Origin of the sequence: Paenibacillus azoreducens, assembly GCF_021654775.1 — a bacterium.
Classification (GTDB): domain Bacteria; phylum Bacillota; class Bacilli; order Paenibacillales; family Paenibacillaceae; genus Paenibacillus_AQ; species Paenibacillus_AQ azoreducens.
Map to the genome: position 1 here is coordinate 4,140,055 of NZ_AP025343.1, position 18,496 is coordinate 4,158,550.

General features: G+C 47.0%; 13 protein-coding genes and 1 riboswitch. Of the genes, 5 read left to right on the plus strand and 8 right to left on the minus strand.

The genetic code is table 11. The features are described from left to right. Window positions 1–10: 10 nt before the first annotated feature. Entirely contained in the window at window positions 11–1,369 is a 1,359-nt protein-coding gene (locus L6442_RS18265) for an LTA synthase family protein (protein WP_212976527.1), read from the minus strand. A gap of 338 nt (window positions 1,370–1,707) precedes the next feature. Here L6442_RS18265 and L6442_RS18270 point away from each other — a divergent pair, with 338 nt between their 5' ends. Beyond that, window positions 1,708–2,898, plus strand: a complete 1,191-nt coding sequence (locus L6442_RS18270) for a multidrug effflux MFS transporter (RefSeq protein ID WP_212976528.1) — start codon at window positions 1,708–1,710, stop codon at window positions 2,896–2,898. 60 nt (window positions 2,899–2,958) lie between these two features. Here L6442_RS18270 and L6442_RS18275 read toward each other — a convergent pair whose 3' ends face one another. Next, window positions 2,959–3,639: a VOC family protein gene (locus L6442_RS18275; protein WP_212976529.1), complete on the minus strand. Its 681-nt coding sequence runs from the start codon at window positions 3,637–3,639 to the stop codon at window positions 2,959–2,961. 131 nt (window positions 3,640–3,770) lie between these two features. On the opposite strand from L6442_RS18275, the gene L6442_RS18280 reads away from it, so the two are divergent. Further along, on the plus strand, window positions 3,771–4,640 hold the full coding sequence (locus L6442_RS18280) for a LysR substrate-binding domain-containing protein (RefSeq protein WP_212976530.1): 870 nt from the start codon (window positions 3,771–3,773) through the stop codon (window positions 4,638–4,640). A 96-nt stretch (window positions 4,641–4,736) separates the two neighbouring features. On the opposite strand, the gene L6442_RS18285 is transcribed toward L6442_RS18280, so the two are convergent. Then, a complete protein-coding gene (locus tag L6442_RS18285) occupies window positions 4,737–6,506 on the minus strand; it encodes an ABC transporter ATP-binding protein (RefSeq protein WP_212976531.1) in 1,770 nt (589 codons plus the stop codon). 318 nt (window positions 6,507–6,824) lie between these two features. On the opposite strand from L6442_RS18285, the gene L6442_RS18290 reads away from it, so the two are divergent. Next, window positions 6,825–7,697: a YitT family protein gene (locus L6442_RS18290; protein WP_212976532.1), complete on the plus strand. Its 873-nt coding sequence runs from the start codon at window positions 6,825–6,827 to the stop codon at window positions 7,695–7,697. 130 nt (window positions 7,698–7,827) lie between these two features. Here the strand turns inward: L6442_RS18290 and L6442_RS18295 are convergent, their stop codons facing one another. The 3 genes from L6442_RS18295 to L6442_RS18305 all read right to left on the minus strand — a co-directional run bounded on the left by L6442_RS18295 (window position 7,828) and on the right by L6442_RS18305 (window position 10,800). Continuing rightward, window positions 7,828–9,366, minus strand: a complete 1,539-nt coding sequence (locus tag L6442_RS18295) for a hypothetical protein (RefSeq protein WP_212976533.1) — start codon at window positions 9,364–9,366, stop codon at window positions 7,828–7,830. A 172-nt stretch (window positions 9,367–9,538) separates the two neighbouring features. After that, window positions 9,539–10,180, minus strand: coding sequence for a deoxynucleoside kinase (locus L6442_RS18300; protein ID WP_212976534.1), 642 nt, complete (start codon window positions 10,178–10,180; stop codon window positions 9,539–9,541). Then, a complete protein-coding gene (locus L6442_RS18305) occupies window positions 10,177–10,800 on the minus strand; it encodes a deoxynucleoside kinase (RefSeq protein ID WP_212976535.1) in 624 nt (207 codons plus the stop codon). The genes L6442_RS18300 and L6442_RS18305 overlap by 4 nt, the downstream gene beginning before the upstream one ends. Before the next feature lie 427 nt (window positions 10,801–11,227). On the opposite strand from L6442_RS18305, the gene L6442_RS18310 reads away from it, so the two are divergent. Both L6442_RS18310 and mgtA read left to right on the plus strand, forming a co-directional pair. Next, window positions 11,228–12,757, plus strand: a complete 1,530-nt coding sequence (locus L6442_RS18310) for a stalk domain-containing protein (protein ID WP_212976536.1) — start codon at window positions 11,228–11,230, stop codon at window positions 12,755–12,757. Between the two features lie 157 nt (window positions 12,758–12,914). Continuing rightward, a riboswitch (M-box (ykoK) riboswitch) is annotated at window positions 12,915–13,088 on the plus strand. 388 nt (window positions 13,089–13,476) lie between these two features. After that, window positions 13,477–16,140: a magnesium-translocating P-type ATPase gene (mgtA, locus tag L6442_RS18315; protein WP_237099977.1), complete on the plus strand. Its 2,664-nt coding sequence runs from the start codon at window positions 13,477–13,479 to the stop codon at window positions 16,138–16,140. 138 nt (window positions 16,141–16,278) lie between these two features. Here the strand turns inward: mgtA and L6442_RS18320 are convergent, their stop codons facing one another. Together L6442_RS18320 and L6442_RS18325 are read right to left on the minus strand one after the other, a co-directional pair. Further along, window positions 16,279–17,403: a Ger(x)C family spore germination protein gene (locus tag L6442_RS18320; RefSeq protein WP_212976538.1), complete on the minus strand. Its 1,125-nt coding sequence runs from the start codon at window positions 17,401–17,403 to the stop codon at window positions 16,279–16,281. Continuing rightward, window positions 17,400–18,491 carry a GerAB/ArcD/ProY family transporter gene (locus L6442_RS18325; RefSeq protein ID WP_212976539.1) on the minus strand — a complete coding sequence of 364 codons (1,092 nt, stop codon included), beginning with the start codon at window positions 18,489–18,491 and terminating at the stop codon, window positions 17,400–17,402. Before L6442_RS18325 ends, L6442_RS18320 begins: the two co-directional genes overlap by 4 nt. Window positions 18,492–18,496: the final 5 nt, after the last annotated feature.

Consider the following 18,496-nt stretch of genomic DNA (forward strand, 5'->3'; position numbering starts at 1 on the left):
ATCCTCAGCATTATTTTCGGATCGTGTCCTCCCGGACCGGAAGCTGCTTGACATAACGGTCTGATGCCTTCATCCATTTCTTAATATAATCGTAATCGGGTTTGTACTTCGAGATGTCTTTCATGCACTGTAAAGTGCGGATGGAGGTGGCAGTGCCGTCTTCGAATCCTTTTTTTCCAGGAATAAAAAAGACTTCGTCATTAAAAAACGCTCCAGTCGGCAAGTAATACCGCATTCCGATAATGTTGCGCTCCACATTCAACAGATCATGGCCAAAAGCCTTAAATCCTTCCGCTTCGAGATCAATCCCCATGATATTGGCAATGGTCGGCAAAAAATCGATCTGGCCTCCGACCCGGTCAACGACTTGCCCGCGAAGTTGTCCCGGCAAATGAATGATGAACGGAACATTAAATGTACTGATTTGCTTATGATAAGGAATGCCTAACGCCCGGCTGATTTTTTTGGGGTCATGCAGTTTCTTATTTAAGCCGAAATGGTCGCCATATACGACGAACACGCTTTTATCCCATAATCCGCTTTGTTTCAATCGATCGATAAACGTTCCCAAGGCATAATCCGAATAGTTGATCGCGGTCAGATAATGCCCAAGCAGTTTACCCTTCAAATGCTGGGGCAGATTCAACCGTTTCTTATCTTTCGGGACGATGAAAGGCGAATGGCTCGATACCGTCACGAACTGGCTAAAAAATTTTTGATGGCGTCGATCCATTTCTTGCATTGTATTTGCCCCAACGCGAAACAGTTCTTCATCCGAAGGGCCGAAACGGTTAAACTTTTCTCCGTCAAAATACGGCTTATCATAATACTTGTCAAACCCCAAAGCGGGATAGAGCTGATCCCGGTTCCAAAAGCTCACATCATTAACGTGAAAGGTACTCGCAACATATCCATTCCCCTGCATCAATTTTGCCAAACTGGATAGCTTACGGTTGCCGTACTTGTGGGACATCGGGGAAGAGCCAACCGGATAGATCGAGGTGTTGCTCACAAATTCGGCGTCCGATGTGTTGCCGGCTCCGATTTGCTGAAATACATGCGGGAAATACAGGCTTTGTTTGGACAATGCATTTAAAACCGGCGTAATCTGCTGATGATCGATAGATGTGTTTAACACGAAGTTTTGGAGCGATTCGAACTGGACCATAATCAGGTGATATCCATTACCCGCTGCAAAATGCGATTTGCGCTCCTGCCCCTGAATATGTTGGTCATGGGAAAATGCCTGGCTGGACGGCGCTCTGTTATCTGTTTTTTGCGTTTCCCCCGCAAATGCCCCCGCCGTACATATTACAGCCAGTCCAATGCCGGTGATCAGCGCTGAAAAGTAATATTTGCATCTTCGCATAAACTTCTGGGCCGCCTCCTATTCATCATTCTTGGCTGTTATACTGTCCAACGCAATGAAACTTCATGAATCAACTTGAAAATCAACTTTTTCCAATGATAAAAACAGGAGTCTTCTGTCGACTGCCGGATTCAAGCTCATCGTTTCTAAAATTAAACTTTGGAAATCTTATGCATTTTTATGTATAATGTCTTGGTATGTATCCCCCTATATACTCAAGATTAAATATGAATGGTGATTATCATGCTTTCATTTTCCAGATTATCTAAATGCAAACCCCCTATTCCGTAATTTTCGTGTAGACATCTGAGATTTTCAAAATTATAGGGGGAATTACGGTGAAAAGAAAAATCTCAACTCCGTCATTGTTATTGTTCATTATTCTTGTGGGTTTTCCGCAAATTAGCGAAACGATATATACGCCTTCTTTACCCGATATCGCCAAAAATATCCAAGCCAGCAGCAACATGATTCAACTGACGCTTAGCATTTATTTTCTCGGCTTTGCATTTGGCGTATTTTGCTGGGGAAGGCTCTCCGATTCTATCGGAAGGCGGCCGGCGATGCTGTGGGGAATTTTTGTTTATGGTTTGGGGAGCTTGGGTTGTTATTTGTCCGGTTCGGTCGAATGGCTGCTGGTAAGCCGGTTTATTCAGGCTTTTGGCGCCAGCACCGGTTCAGTGGTTACGCAGACGATTTTAAGGGAAAGCATTGACGGCCATAAACGCCATGCGGTGTTTGCCCAAATTTCGGCTGCTCTTGCCTTTACTCCGGCGCTTGGTCCCTTGATTGGTGGTTGGGTAGACCAAACGCTCGGTTTTAAGGCTGTGTTCCTCACGCTTGTTTTTATGAGCGTCGCTATTTTCATCCATGCCTTTACGTCTTTGCCTGAGACGAGAGTGGCTTCGAATGCAAGCATTAGTACGCTTTCTGTGGCCAAACGCTTCATGGCAGACGCACGAATTTGGGCTTTTTTATTTTTAATAGGCGCAACCAACGGTATATTGTTCAGTTATTATGCCGAAGCCCCGTTTATTTTTATCGAATTTTTCGGGATGACCCCGGGCATGTTTGGCTTTTTCGGGATCTTCGTGGCATTGTCCTCCATTCTCGGGGCGACGCTTTCGAAGAAACTGCTGCCCGTATTTCGGGCGGAAACCATCATTCTGATCGGCTCTATTGTAACCACGATTGGGGCGTTATCGCTTACCTGCTTTACGCTTTTAGGGATGACGCCATCCATGGCTTCATTGGTCTGTATGGTGGCTTCTATTTTCGTACTGCTGCTCGGCATCGGCATGATGATTCCGAACTGTCTGAGCCTGGCGCTTGTCGATTACGGCGATGTTCTTGGAACTGCAGGCGCTCTGCTCGGATTGGGCTACTATGTCGTAGTCAGCCTGATTACCAGCGGCATGAGCATCCTTCATAACGGTTCCTTAGTCGCCATGCCGGTTTATTTTCTAATCCTGGCCGCGCTCATGACACTTGTCAGCACACAGATTATTACCCGCCCTGGAGCGAAGTAGCCTCTCTTGGAACAATTAACAAAAGCCGGTTTTCTGTTTAAACAGAGAACCGGCTTCTTTTTATTTCTTGCTTGTACTTAATTGATACAAATCATTTTGCAGCCGAAGATGTGCGGAATCCGAATGCCTTATGACCACATCTGTAGCGAATGTGCCGGGAAGACGTCCGTCCGGGAACCAAGGACGATTCTTGTTCACGACAATCAGTGCTCCCCCCGCATCGCCCAAAGGCGCGAACTGTTGTCCATCTCCGCCCCACTCATTAAGCTGAAATGTGCCGATGAGATTGCGGACCGCTTCCGGAACATCTTCGACAGGAAGGCCGATTTCACTGATTCGGAGCAGATGCTCAGGACCAAACCCTTCATCCACCGCATGGTCTACCGTATGGTGGGCTATAAATTCGATCAGGTTGCCGTCCGGGTCATAGAAATAAAATGCCGTCGCATTCCAATTTTCAAAAAAGAACTCATCTTTGCCATCCTTGGAATATAACGCGACTCCCTTCTCCTTAACCCACTGCTTAGCTTCTTCGGACTTATTGGATGGAATCGCAAATGCGATGTGGTAGTACGCTTTTTCTTCTGCAGATGCCTTCGTAAACGAAAGCCTGGAACTGCCTGTCCGGAATGATATACCCGATAAACTATCCTCATATACATCCAAACCCAGCAAAGTTCCGTAGAACTGTTTGATCGCATCCGGTTGGTTGGTTTGCAGAATAACTTCTTCTAACTTCATATTCATTTCCTCCTCACTCATTGTTGCTGTTGCTTGATTCCATTATAGAATCACATTTATAATAGATCCATACTATTTATTCTATGTAAACGATAGTATGATTCTATAGATAGAATGAAAGGATTCTGCATATGGAAATCAGACAATTACAGTATTTCCTGATGTTATGCAATGAACTGCATTTTTCTGAAGCTGCAGCCAAATTAGGGATTTCCCAACCAACGCTAAGCCAGCAGATCAAGGTCATCGAAGATGAAGTGGGCGTTCCGCTATTTGACCGGATTGGAAAAAAGACTGTTAAGACCGAAGCTGGAGAGTTGCTGGAATGTTATGCACTGCAGATCATTCAGCAGCTTGACAATGCCAAAAAGGCAATTGCCGATCTTACGAGTCTGGATGCCGGGCATCTACGGATCGCGGTTTTGCCGTCGGATCTGGATTACCGGCTCACGTCTCTACTGATCGATTTTCATCGTGAATTCCCAAATACCAAAGTTCAGGTTATTCCATCCATCGATATTCTGGACAAAGTACTGGATAACGAGGTTGATATAGGGGTCGGATTGGCCATCCAACCGGATACGCGGCTCCATCGCATCCCTTTTTATACGGAAACGTACAGCCTTTATGTCCATGCGGAGCATGAATTGGCAGAGGCGGAAAGTGTTTCGGCTAAAGATATCGCTCATATTCCCCTCGTCATGTATCCCAAAGGTTTTTATGGGCGTGAGTTGATCGAAGACTGGTGCAGGGAACATAAAATTACGATCCGCACCATTATGGAGACGGGATCCGCGACATCCTTAATCCGATTAGTCCGCGAAGGGGTGGGGGCTACCATTCAACCAAGCCTGCTCATAGAAAGTTTGGAATCCCCACAAATCCGGGCCATTCCGATCCAGGACTCTCCGGTCAGGAAATTGGAAATGTTTTACCGCAGCGATAAATATGTAAGCCGGGCGGCCAAAACATTTATGGAGAGGCTGAGGACGTTTTTCTAGAACCGTCTTGCGCATGTGGTTCCCCGTTCTTGAATAAGACACGTATACAAAGGCAAAGCCGCCATTCTAGTTGGCGGCTTTTGCTTCCTACTCTTTTCAATTGAAAGTTTGGCATTCCATATCAGCCTGCTCTTCTTGCTGAAGCTGTGCATGGTATAGGGCATGATATCGCCCGCCAGCCGAGAGCAGCGCATGATGCGTGCCCTTTTCCACAAGCTCTCCGTTTTCCATTACCAGGATCAAATCGGCATTTTGGACCGTAGAGAGGCGGTGGGCAATGACCAGCGTCGTTCTGCCGACCATCAGCTTCGTCAGCGCGTCCTGTACAATCCTTTCGGACTCATTGTCCAGAGCAGCGGTAGCTTCATCCAGCAGCAAAATCGGCGCGTCGCGCAAGATCGCCCTGGCGATTGCGATTCTTTGTTTTTGTCCGCCGGAAAGCCGGGACCCGCGCTCGCCAATTTCGGTATCGAATCCTTGCGGCAGTTTCATAATAAAATCGTAAGCGTTGGCCTGTTTCGCAGCCGCTACGATTTCCTCCTCCCCCGCCGACCGGTTGCCGTCCAAAATATTGTCCCGGATCGTTCCCGACAACAAAACGGATTCCTGCGGAACCAAAGAGAAATAGTCCCGATATTCCCTTAAACCGAGCGTGTTTACATCTTTGCCGTCAATTTTGATCGAACCTGTCGTCGGAAGATATAGACCCAGGAGAAGTTTGAACAAGGTGGACTTGCCACCCCCGCTGGCGCCGACAATCGCAACCGTCTGTCCCGCATACACATGAAAACCGACATCATGAAGAGCCGGAGCATCAGCAGAGTCTGTATAGGAAAATCCGACGGAAGACATGGCGAGCTCACTAAAAGATGTTTTGGCGCGGCCTTCCGACGGGAGTTCTGCATATTCCTTGGGAGTATCGATCACCTGAAAAATCCGCTCCGCTCCTGCCAAAGCCTGCTGCATGCTGGACCATAACGACGGCAAGACTGAAAACGGATTGACCAAATAGTTCATCAGTTGAATAAATGCAAGCATAGCACCAACCTCCAAACTGCCTTTGGCCACAAAAAATCCGGCGAGCAATATTGCGATCATGATCGTGATGATTGCAATTCCACCCGACACCGCAGCTGCGGCACCTTGCGTCATCCCTTGACTGCGTTCAATCGCCGCAATTTCCGTGCTGTATTGCCGATACTGCTTCGAAATCTTTTTCTCCAGTCCAAAAATTTTGTACAACACACTGGCTCCAAGCACATCCTGCAAAAAGGAGGTTCCTTTGCTCATTGCTTCCTGCAGACGTGTGCCTTTCTTGCGCATCGACTCGCCAAACAGCTTGCCTACAAGAATCATCAGCGGTCCGACGCAGATCGTGATCAATGCTAGCGGCCAATGAATATTCAGCAGGTAGATAAATGCGCATAAGGCGAGCAGCGGATTTTTGAGCAATCCCATAATAATGTTGCCGGCCGCCTCACCAACGGCTTGATTGTCGCTGGTGAACCTAGCCAATAAATCCCCGGTATGAGTCTGGTCATAATAGGTCTGCGGAAACCGCAAAACATGGTCCATCGTATCCAGACGGATATCGTTTCTGACCTTAAGCGAAGCTTTTTGTTTCAGGTATGTATCAAAAAACGAGGTCAAGCTGCTGCCAACCAATATCACGGCACCCATCAGAATCAACATGGGCCAACGTTCAACTTCAAACTTTACGGCGGCATTTGTAATCAGCGATAAAAACCATGCAACTGAAAGCTCCAGCGCGATCCCCACCAGCATGGTCGTGATTAACCCGGCATAGAGCATTTTATATTTGCCCATATATTTTAACAGCCGGAAAAACGGACTCTCTTTCTTCATAAAACACCTCTCTCTGAATATCTGGAACCGCTTTCGTTTCAGCCTATAAAATGTCCCCCCTTTCCCTGCCCAGCAAGTATAAACGATCTGACCTTTCGTGTGAATATGTCGTTTTTAAGGCTGTCAGTGGCGTTATGCCCTGGTGTATTCAATGCTGCAGCAAAAATGACATATCCTTTTTTCGGTAAAATGCATGTAGCGATATTTGTCATAGTCCGGCATTGCGATAAAAATGATAATCTAAACTGATAAGATTTTTTTATAACTTAGGATATTGCAAAATATTCACCTAAAAAGAGAGAAAAGAAGGCCCGGGCCATGAATCAAAATCAACACTTACCTTTTATCAGTAATCCGATCAAATCGATATTCAAACCAATGCAGGAGGTCGGCGTCATTCTCTTTTCCTCCCTGCTTGTGGCCGCCGGTCTCAATTTATTCCTGATCCCCCATCAGCTTTTATCCGGCGGGGTTACGGGGGTTGCTTCCATCATTGGTTATATAACCGGATGGAATATTTCCATCGTTTATTTTTTGCTGAATGTTCCTCTTATCTTCTGGGGATGGAAGGCCATAGGAAGAAGATATATCGTCCTTAGCTGCGTCTCGGTCGTCAGCACCACTTGGTTTATGGCTTTAATTCCCGTCATCCGGGTAACCAAAGACCCTATTCTGGCCGCCGTATTCGGCGGCATCATTTCGGCGGCGGGAATCGGCTATTCGCTGCGGGTCGGCGGTTCTACCGGCGGCTTCGATATCCTCGGCTCCATCGTAACGCGCAAACGGGACGTTCCGATGGGAAATATCCTGTTCCTCATGAACGGCATAGTGATTTTGGCGCTTGGCTTTTTCCGGAGCTGGGACCTGGCGCTTTACTCCATGCTGTCTACGTTTGTGAAGGGAAAAGTGGTTGACATGATCCATGTCGGGCATATCAAAGTCACCTGTTTCATCATTACCAAGCAAAAAGATCAGATGCTTTGTCAGCTGCGAAAGCTGCACCATGGAATAACCTGCATTCATACCGAGGGCGGGTACAGCGAGCAAGAAAACTACACGCTTATGACGGTAACCACTCGTTATGAACTGGCAGCCGTCCGAAAAACGGTAGCCCAAACCGACCCTAATGCTTTCATGAATGTGGTTCTGTCCACGGAAATTCTCGGACGTTTTGCGAAACCGAAGCTTTAGCGGCTCTTCCTTTATCGGAGCTGCAGCTTCGTTAAGAATCAAATCGTTACATTTGCAACGCCTACAGAGAGGCGCCTTGATCAACATAATTTTCTCACGTTTAGATGTATTTTTCAGCATCCTGGCAGCCTCAAAATTCCCGCAGCTCGTGGAATGGCCGGAACAACACTTCGTCATCGATGTTGACGCCGGCGGATTCCAGCTGCTGTTTGGCGGTTTGCAGCAAATCGGCCAACACCATGTAAATTTCTTCGCGCTCAACCGTTTCGATAAAGCCGGTTCGCCGGTCCATTTTGTTGAAAGCTTCCGTATAATTCAAGACGGTCGATCGCAGCTCCTGCTTCAATCTCTCGATATCGGCTGCACCGCCTTGCGTTTGCTTTACGACGGAATGAATAGCGGCAATGGTCTTTTTGTAGACGTCAGCCGCTTTTTTCGCGTTGGCGGCGGTAATATGCTCCCGTCCGTCCCAGTCACGGAAAGGATTCAACAGATTTTCCCTTAACCACTCCGGCTTGCGTGGTTTGGTAATAGAAAGATCCAGGCCTTTGCCGATTTCTTTTTTATACTTTTCCTTAACCGCTTTGGCCGTATCCGCAGGCAGACTGGTCAACCATAACCAGGTCAATTGCGGGAATTGATCGGGTTCAGGAAACTGTTCGCCGGTAAATCCAAAGAGGTCGAATGTGCTGAAATATTTCAGCCCGACAAGTTGGGCAAGGCTCTCCATATTCGTGACCATTCCCGGCTTTCCCCACAGGCGCAATTCGTTAAGAGCCGGGTAGCATTGTACGATTTGCCGCATATCCAGCTCTTGGATGCCATTCAAATGGAGGGCGCCAAGTCGTTCAAGGCCGCGGCCGAAAGGTTTTCCTTCAGAAAAGTTGGCCGTCATCCATCGTCCGCCTTCATAGGCGTAAATCGTTAATCCGGCTGAATCAGAACCATATAAAGAAAGCTGGCCGGCGTTTGGATTCAGATGCAATTCTTCTAGCAATTCAACCTGCAACATGATTCTCTCCAAATTACTGCTCTTTACATCGATGACCCTACATCCATGATTCTCCCATTGCAGTTCGTTAATGAACGGATTACGGTTCACGAACGACAACAGGGAATCATAAGGTTTTTTGGCTATGATCCGGGTCAAACATGGCAGCTTGTCCAGCTCTGACCAATCATCAAGTCCCTGCAAAACTTCATCGTCAATGAAGTGGGTCGATCTTTGCAGACTCCGTCCTCCCACTTCGACCATCGAATTGTCATTGGCTGCTTCCTTAAACGCCTTTCGGCGTTCTTCCGGGATAGCTTCCCATCTCAGCTGCCTGTATATGCTGTCCCCGACGTTCCATGTTCCGTAACTATTCGTTTTGCCATCTGTAATCGGAGGAATATTGCCGACTTTTATATAATTCTTCGGCACGTTTCCTCCAACATAGCTGAGTTCCAAATTTTTGTCCCAAAAAAAGAAATCGCCATACAATGGCTGCATCTTCCCCAGTTCGTCTTCGCGAGGCAGCTCTTCCCCGGTCCAATCCAGTTCCAAGAGCGCCACCAGGTCATGCGATTTGGACTTCCCCTCCGCTTTAACCCCCGTAATCTGGCAAGCGGTATACTGGCGCAGTTTTTCGATGTATACACAATAAACGTCCCCAACGTTCGGCTTCATCCCATCACCCTTTCGCTGCATGCGTAACGTATAAGATCCACTGTACAGCGAACTTTTTGAGAGGACAATCAGTCAGAAGTACGAATTGGAAATTCGAGGGCTGTTATTTGCTTGTTAAAACAAAACGAAAGCGGGCAGTATAATTCGCCAGCTTTCGTTTATTCCTGTTCCTTTATGATCGACGGATGATTTCTCCAACCTTCATCAATATGCCGGACATGGATTCGGGATCATGCACATCATAATCATCGATATTTAAGCGCAGTACCGGACATGCATCAAATTCATGAATCCAGGCCGAATATCTCTCATACATCCGTTCCCAGTACGAAACGTCCGTCTGAATTTCCATCTCGCGGCCGCGTTCCTTGATCCGGTTCAAAATCGACGGCAGGCTGCCTTCAAGATAAATCAGCACGTCAGGATGCGGGAAATACGGAGTCATCACCATGGCTTTAAAAAGACTAGTGTAGGTTTCAAAATCCGTTTCCGACATGGTGCCTTGATCCGCATGCATTTTGGCGAAGATACCGGTATCTTCATAAATGGAGCGGTCTTGAACAAATCCGCCGCCCAATTCAAAAATCCTTTTCTGTTCTTTAAACCGTTCCGCCAGGAAAAAAATTTGCAGATGGAAACTCCATCTTTCAAAATCATGATAAAACTTTTCCAGATACGGATTATGTTCAACCTGCTCCAGCGAAGTTTTGAAGCCCAGCCGGTCCGCCAAAGCAGCCGTTAAGGTTGATTTGCCGACGCCGACAGTGCCTGCCACCGTAATAATGGCATTCTCCGGGATATGATATTGGTTCATTCCATATGCTCCTTCAGTTGAGAGACGATCTCTTCAAATTGTTTTTTGTTTTCGACAAAATCGACTGCGTTTCCGTCAATCGCAATGATAACGGTGGAAGGCTCGCGCGTTGCAAGGTCTGCCATTGCGGCATCATAATCCTCTATCAACTGCTGCAGATAACCCGGATCCATCCCATCTTCGAAAGTCCGCCCCCGTTTGGCAATCCTTTGCTGAAGCGTATCCAGGCTGGCCTTGATATAGAAAATGATATTCGGCTTTGGCAGGTCATCCGTCAGGACATGATATATTTGCCGGTATTTTTCCCTCTCAATACCGCTTAAGGTCCTGTTGCTGAATATGAGATTTTTATAAATATGATAGTCGGAAATAACAGGTTTTCCTTGATTGATATATTCGCTTGCGGTTTCTTTCAACTGCTTGTACCGATTGCAGAGAAAAAACATCTCGAGCTGGAAACTCCAATCATCCATGTTCCGATAGAATTTATCGATGAACGGGTTTTCCTCTACGATTTCCTTGATGATCGGCAGTTTGATTCTCTCCGCCAGCATCGAAGCCAGCGTCGTTTTCCCCGCTCCGATCGGACCTTCAACAGCAATAAATGGCGTTCGTTTCATGTATGATGCCTTCCTCCCCAATCACGGTCATGCTTCTCCAAAATCAACTTATCTATTGTATCACAGCCAAGGCGGTTTGCTCAGAGAAACTTTTTTGGGCGGGTAAGAAATATCCATACATTATTTGTGCTAAAATAACAGGAAAAAGTTGAATAACCATTGGTCCGGGTTCGCCCGGATTATTGGTCTAATAGTTACTTTCAGGTAGCTCTGAGTCATTCTCTACCGAAACAGGGTATAGTTTTAGAGATTTGTTGAGAAGTTTCAGAGGTTTATTGTGAGTCCCATGCCGGTTCACTCAGAGAATATGAAATTTGTAACGTAAGTCTTTTTTTATAAACCTCAGTAACTTTTAGCAAGCAAAACCGTCTATGTAATTTGAAACGACATCAATGAACCAATATATGGTTTTCGGGAGGACTTGGACATGCACAAATATTATAATTCTTCTACAGCTATTAGACATCGCTCAGCTGCGGTTTTGATTGCCGGTTTGGCAATATTTGCAGGAGGAACTTCCTTATCCGCAGCAGGTGCTCTGCCTGTTAATGATGTTTTTTCCACTACTTCTGCAGATTCTTCCGTTACTTCTTCGGGATCGGCAGCATCCGCTTCCATTCGTCAATCCACTGCCGGAACCGCATTTATTCAAGTAACAGCCGGCACTTACTATTCTGTCGGATTGAGGGCAGACGGAAGCGTATGGACATGGGGACGCAACCTCCTTGGTGAACTTGGCCTGCCGGATGCAGCAGTCGCAAGCATAAGCGCCCCTGTACGATTGAACCATCTCACAGACATTGTATCGATTGCAACCAGCGGCTCCGGTTACCAGCTTGCGGTGAAGCAAGACGGAACCGTGTGGGAATGGGGAAAAAAATCTGATAGTTCTACAGAAACGCAAACCCCCCGCCAAATTCCCGCTTTAACGGATGTTTCCCAGGTTTCGGCTATGGGGAGCGTTAACTATGCCTTGAAACGTGATGGTACAGTATGGGCATGGACACGAAATCAAGAAACATACGAGCCCGGCACGCCGGTGAGAGTGCAAGGATTAGCGAAGATTACAAGCATCAGTGTCGCTGATAATAAGGTTTATGCTCTTGATTCGGCAGGTGTTCTCTGGATTTTTTCCAATAAATTCGAAGATAACAAGTTGAAATTATCACCTCCTGCCCGACTTGCCGGCATTCCGGCATTTAAACAGATCTCCACTGCCTCTAACGGTCAAATGTATGGAATTGATGCCGCCGGAACGGCCTGGAAATGCACACTCGACATGTCTTCATCGGTCTTGAAACTATCTGCCAAACCTTCCAAAATATTTCCAGAACTAAAGGTAAAGCAAATCCAGGCTGCGGACGGCTATGCCGTACTGCTTACCACACGGGGCGATGTATGGACATATGGGAAGAAACCTGCAGGTAAGGAAGGGAAAGTTAACGGCTTGAGAGGAATCAACTCCATTGCCGCCGGAGAATACCACAGCTTGGCGATTGATTCCACCGGGCAAGTGTGGGGCTGGGGAGGGAATAAATGGTATGAGGTCGGCGTGCCACAAAACAAAACCGATGGGATGGTGTATTTACCCGAAAAGGTCAGAACGCCGGTTACAGTAAAAGTCAACGGCAATTTGCTCGTTTCCTCTTTTCCCGCCATCATGGATAAGAATCTAGTCAGCATACCGGTTAAAGACATTGCAAAAGCGCTTGATGCCGATCTTGTAGTCACCTCTTCCGCATACGGAAGCACGTATTGTCTCAAATATAAGCAAGTCACTGTGGCTTTCAAGTCATCACAAACTGAAGCTGAAATGAATGGAAGGAGTATTACTTTGCCCATGCCTGTTTACACGGAGAACGGTGCAACTATGATCCCCGCTTCCCTGCTCAAAGAAATGGGCTTTGACGTAAAATGGGATTCCACGCGCTCCGAACTGAACATTCAAAGCCGATAAGCATGATACTGCAAAATATCAACGAATATCCCCGGTACGTTCCCAATTCGTCCGGCATATATTGAAAATGGGTAGTAAGACATGGCAAGCTTTCCGAAATAAATGCAATTTACACTTGACAAGATTCAAAATTAGGATTAAGCTTGCGAAGTAATTTAATAGTCCTCGTTAGGTGAGGCTCCTATATAAACACAGGCCACTGCCCAGAAATATCGAAAGATGCCCATGGGTAGAACAGGGATTGCCGGATTAAGGCTTTTCATAAAGTGGCTAAGAGATGAAAGCATCTCTTTACGTTGTATAGTGCCAAAACTCGACCAGGGGGAAAACGTCAATGTTTTTTGTGTGCGCGTTTATTCGATCCCTCCAGGTCTTTCGGGGGGATTTTTTAGTTGTAATCATAAAGGGGGGAACATGTTCAATGGATAGTGGACCGAGTCATAGTATATTTTCGAAAAATCTGATTCCTGTAACTATACAGAGAGAGCGCCGTATGCTTTCGCTCATGCATGTTCCCCATACTTTCGATTCTAGCCTACCAATCGGGCTGTATTTAAGTATGCTTATTTGACATGCCCGCCCTTTGCCTACGGTTCGGACGAAACGCTCTCTCTGGTTGCGGGGAGAGCGTTTTTTGCGTCCACTTCACTTCACTTTAATGCAAAATGAATCAGGCAGCTATCACAAGTGAAGTTTTGCCGAACCGGGAGGTATTACCCATGATGAAACCTAAAAAAAACATTGAAAAATTCAACAAAGAAATCGCCGAACGTCTGATCCAGGCATCGATCACATTCGAGGAAGATCTGATGGATGATCTGGCCTCAAGCCCGGAAGGACTGAGCGAAACGGAAGCAAAAAAGAGACTGCTCCAGCACGGCAAAAACGAAATCGCCCACGAAAAAACGCCGGCCTGGTATATCCAGCTTCTTTCCAGCTTCAAAAATCCGTTTATTCTTATTTTGCTGTCGCTTGCGGTTTTCTCATATGTCGTCGATCATGATATTGAAGCCGTATCGATTATCTCAACCATGGTTGCCGTCAGCACCATCATCACATTTACGCAAGAGTATCGCTCGGCCCGGACCGCCGAGAAGCTCAAAGCGATGGTCAAAGCAACGGCGACGGTAAGCCGCCGCAATCCCAATGGGATCACGGAAAAAAAGGAAATCGATATGGAACTGCTCGTGCCCGGCGATATCATCCATCTGTCTGCGGGAGACATGGTTCCGGCAGACATGCGCCTCATATCCTCTAAGGATCTTCATGTTGGGGAATCGGCATTAACCGGAGAAGCCATGCCCGTAGAAAAAATGGACACATTGCCGCGCGGGATCCAGCAAATGAGCCGGAGACGTTTGCATACGAAACCTGCCAATGCGCTTGAACTGAGCAACGTATGTTATATGGGAACCAACATCATCAGCGGGTCGGCTACGGGTGTAGCTCTTTCGACCGGAGCAAATACCTACTTCGGATCGATGGCCAGCACGCTCCTCTCCAAACCGCCATTGACCAGCTTCGACAAGGGCGTTAAGAGCATTACGTTTCTGCTGATCCGTTTCATGCTGATCATGGTTCCAATCATCTTCTTGATCAACGGCTTCACCAAGGGGGATTGGTGGGACGCCCTGCTCTTCGGTCTTTCCGTTGCCGTTGGTCTTACGCCGGAAATGCTGCCGGTTATCGTCGCCGGCAATCTCGCCAAAGGCGCAGCCAGCATGGCCCGTGACAAAGTGGTGGTCAAACGTCTTAGCGCCATTCAAAACTTAGGGGCAATGGATATTTTATGTACAGACAAAACCGGAACATTAACACAGGACAAAATCGTGCTGCATAAAAGCTTCGATATTCATGGCCGTGATCATGAACGTGCTTTGACTCTGGCTTATTTGAACAGCTTCTATCAAACAGGACTAAAAAACCTGCTGGATGTCGCCGTTTTGGAACAAGCCGCTTCTTCGGATACGCTGCGCAGGGCCGATAAAAAGTACAGCAAGATCGATGAAATTCCGTTCGATTTCAACCGGCGCCGAATGTCCGTCATCCTGAAGCAGCAGGATGGCTCACATTTGCTTATCTGCAAAGGCGCCATCGAAGAAATGATCAGCATCTGCTCCCATGTCGAGGATAACGGACAAATCGCACCCATGACATCTGATATTTCGGAAGAAGCCTTGGGTCTAGTGAACAAAATGAATGCGGACGGTCTACGCGTCATCGCTGTCGCCGTGAAGCAGTTGACGGATCACCAAGATCATTACGGCGTCTCGGATGAACAAGATCTTGTGCTTGCCGGTTATATCGGTTTTCTCGACCCGCCAAAAGATACGGCCAAGGAAGCCATCCGCGCATTAAAGGAAATTGGCGTAAACGTTAAAATCATAACGGGTGATAATGCGGCAGTTACCTTGAAAGTGTGCAGGGATGTCGGCATAAGCGCCAATCAGATGATACTTGGAAACGACATCGAAGCGTTAAGCGATAAGCAGCTGGCCGATGCGGCCGAGAGATTCCACGTCTTCGCCAAAGTGAACCCGATGCAAAAAGCGAGAATCGTCCGCGCGCTTAAGAGCAATGGCCATACGGTCGGATTTATGGGCGACGGCATCAATGACGCGATTTCGCTCAAAGAAGCCGATGTTGGCATTTCCGTTGACACGGCGGTGGATATTTCCAAGGAATCCGCGGATATCATTTTGCTCGAGAAGAGTTTGATGGTACTCGAAAAAGGCGTTATGGAAGGCCGCAAGATTTTCGGCAACATGATCAAATATATCAAAATGACGGCAAGTTCGAATTTCGGCAATATGTTCAGCGTGCTCGTCGCCAGCGCTTTTCTCCCTTTTCTGCCTATGCTTTCGATTCATCTGCTCATTCAGAACCTGCTGTATGATATTTCACAGCTTTCGATTCCATGGGACCGGATGGATAAAGAATATCTAAGCACGCCGAAAAAATGGGACGCCAGATCCGTCCGCCGCTTTATGCTGTTCATCGGGCCAATCAGCTCGATTTTCGATATCGCTACTTTCGCCTTGATGTGGTATATTTTCTCGGCCAATTCCATGGATTCACAGGGGCTGTTCCAGTCAGGCTGGTTTATTGAAGGATTGCTGTCACAGACGCTGATCGTTCACATGATTCGCACGGAGAAAATTCCGTTTATTCAAAGCACGGCCAGCACCCCTGTCGTTATGCTGACCAGTCTGATTATGGCAATCGGCATCTGCATCCCGTTCTCGCCGCTCGGAACGAGCGTGGGATTGCAGCCGCTGCCGCTGGCATATTTTCCATGGTTGATCGCGATACTGCTAGGCTACTGTCTGATGACTCAAGTCGTGAAAAAATTGTATATCCGCAAGTTCGGAGATTGGCTGTAAAATTTGAAAATGACCGCTGCCCGGAATGTTCCGGGTGCGGTCAAAAACATCCGCTAAATGCGGTCTGTCTTCTTCAAGAGTATGTCGTTAGACGCTTTCTAATGCCGGTCCGCGGGGATCTCCCACATCTCCTGTAGACTACTGGATAACGCCCGTACTAATGACGGAAACTTGGACTTTCGTATGAAATTGAACGTCGCGGTAATCTTTCGCCCAATTTTTTTGCTTCCATACATGATTATGATATGCGATCAGATGTCTGCCCACGCCAAATATATCACAGTTCGCCTTCTGGATCTTCCGTATTACATCTTGGGCTTCTTTTGTCAGAATGTCGGACAGTTCCTTATTCACCCTCGAAATTGCCTTATCATTCAGCGGGGTTGCCCCGGTATATTCCTCGACAATGGCTTTGAGTTTAATGCTCAAGTTGACATGCACGTCTCCGTTTTTGGATACGTACACCTTAAATTTCCGTTTGATCTTTTTCTTGCCGACATTAAAGCTGATTTCGCCGTGAGTCGAATCGGAAGGATTGATATCGATTTTTTTGGTTAAGCGTGCACTGTCTCCCCTGCGCCCTTTAAGCAATACAAGAACGATGGATTCATCCGTATTCAGCGAGCCGCTGTAAAACTGATCATGGAATAAAGCCACGCCTTTGGCAATGATCTCTTCCCCTTTCTTGGTGATGTAAGGAAGCGCGAAATCCTGTCCCGGATCCAATAAGGCTCTGTACACCGAATCCACCGTCTCCGGCGGATAAAAAAGGCTCATTTTTTCCAAACTATTGATTTTTTGCGTAAGAAAATCCCCTATTTTAAGCACGCCGACTTTTTTTTGATTAATGATTTCGCCTGCTTCATGTTCGGTAACAACCATACGCACATTGGCGATCGGGTTGCCGGGATCTCTGAAATTCACGTCCATTGGAGCCATGATGCCATCAAGGGCCAAACTTTTGCTAATCAGTTGAATCCCGTTTTTGAGAACACGCATATTGCCCCGGACCCGGCTCCGTATTTCGTTGCTGGCGCCCCGCGAAGTAAGCCCAACACCGCTATGGATTTCATTTTTGGTGGCGGTCTGCTCTGATTCAGGGGGAATGATCAGCTCGACCGTTTCCTTTATTTTATGGTCCTTCGTAAGATCAAAGCCTATGCTGTAGGCAAGATTCAAATCCTTCAAATATTCGCGGTCCCAACACCCCGTCAGCATGGCAATCACAATGATCATCGACAGTGCAGCGTTTGGCCGTTTCATACGGTTCCTCCTTCTTTCCTTCTGACAAAAAGCGAGCCGATCATCAATACCAGCGGAATCATGCCAATAAACAGATAAGCTGCATATTCCGCGATCGTATCCAGAAGGCGGATTGCAATTGGAGTGACCGGAATCAGAGCGATGATATACATCGCTATTTTGACGTATGGCGTAAACAAACGGTGATCTTGCTGTTTAAACAATTGAGTCAGGCCCACGGAAGCGGCATACGTATAACTGGCGATCGAGCACACAATCGTGATCGACCAAATCGGAAGAAACAGCACGTCCGCACGATCTACGACATAAAAGTTAAGCGACTTGACCAAATAGATGACGGGTTCAGGGATGACCCGAAGCTGACCGGGATTAAAAACCATAAGGCATGTAACGACGACAAATGTGTAAAAAAGCGTGACGAACAGATTCGACATGCTTACCACGAACAGCTTCTTTTTGTCCGAAGCGTCAATCAACGGAAAAATGATAAGAATGATCTCAAATCCGTACATGGAAATCGTCGCATCTTTCGTTGCTTTCAGAATATTCCAGATACCTGCCTCGAAAAGCGGAAACATGTACTCGGGATGGGGTTGCGTTAAGCCATAACTTACAAATATGAACAGAGGAATGAACAACATGGACGACAAGGTAAAAAACCGGGCCAGCACGGTCAGCTTTTCCTTCGCCAGGTACAATGTCGCGATGGCAAACAACAACAGTAAAACCCATTTCGGAGTAGCCTCCATCATCCAGCGCTCCAGTATTTCTACTGCGCTAAGCATAACGTTGGCCCCAAGCAAGGTAAAATATCCAATGTAGCAGGCGATGGCCAGATTGCCAATGAATGGACCGCAGAGCCGGAGACAGATTTGAAACAGATTAAGCCCGGGAAATTTCTTGAGCAGCGTCCAAAATATAAAGATAATGATTTGGGTGATGACCCCCGTTACTAAGACTGTGATGCCTTCGCCGCCCCTCGCGCTTTCGGCAAGTTTGAAAGGCAACGAGAGAACCCCCACTCCGATTTGGGCTTGTATCATAAATAAAAACAGCTGCCTGAGTGATATCTTTTTTGCTTGAACCATGAGGG